The 817-nt window shown below is 53.7% G+C and carries 1 protein-coding gene; it reads right to left on the reverse strand.

Features of this window, described 5'->3' with window-relative positions; genetic code table 11:
- Positions 1–53: 53 nt before the first annotated feature.
- Positions 54–755, reverse strand: a complete 702-nt coding sequence (locus Q1A36_RS21315) for an IS6 family transposase (protein WP_055661736.1) — start codon at positions 753–755, stop codon at positions 54–56.
- Positions 756–817: the final 62 nt, after the last annotated feature.

Genomic DNA, 817 nt, shown 5'->3' on the forward strand with positions numbered 1-817 from the left:
GGTGTTGTCACGTTAAGTTTCTCTGGCCGGAAAGGCCAGGGGCTCGTAGATATTCAGGCGAAACAGGCCGCAATTTTCCATGCATCGAAAGCTTCGAGGCGATGGTAGCGAATTGTGTGTGCGGCTCGGCGACGAGATGGAACAGAGAAACAATTGCGGGTCGCTGAGTGCATGGAGACGAACCGTTGCAACGCTCCAGGTGACCGATGACCTTGCATGGTTCGCTCCCGTTTCCTAAACGGCAGATGGCTATTTTCGGCCCGATTATTGAGGCCCTTGTGCGACCAATGGTCAAGGCCGGGTGCCACTTCTGCCTTTGCTGCACCGTAGGAGCGGAGCTTATCGGTGATGATCCGTTTGGGAGCAAAGCCATAGCGCTTCATTAACGCCACAAGCAATCGCTTTGCCGCCCTTTTATCACGCCGCTTCTGCAAGATTTCTTCGAGAACGGAGCCATGTTGATCCACCGCACGCCAAAGCCAGAATTTTTCTCCAGCGCATTTGACGACCACTTCGTCCAAATACCAAATATCGCCGGGGCGCGCCTGACGCCGCCGCAAGTTGCGTGTGATCTGGGGGCCGAACTTGGCGATCCAACGACGAACTGTCTCGTATGATACGTCGATTCCACGCTCAAGCAGCATTTCCTCAACTTCACGCAGACTAAGGTTGAACCGCAGATAAAGCCACACCGCATGAGCAATAATCTGTGGCGGAAAACGGTGACGCTTGAAGATGATATCTGATGTCTGCATCGCCAAAATTTACGCCCAAACCGTCAGGCAGGCAACTGTAGCCCAGTTAACGTGACAACACC

Origin of the sequence: uncultured Paracoccus sp. (assembly GCF_947487305.1) — a bacterium.
Classification (GTDB): domain Bacteria; phylum Pseudomonadota; class Alphaproteobacteria; order Rhodobacterales; family Rhodobacteraceae; genus Paracoccus.

What these genes read in the sequence shown, in the direction of transcription:
- Q1A36_RS21315 (WP_055661736.1), bottom strand. Translation starts at nt 755, where the DNA reads ATGCAGACATCAGATATCATCTTCAAGCGTCACCGTTTTCCGCCACAG.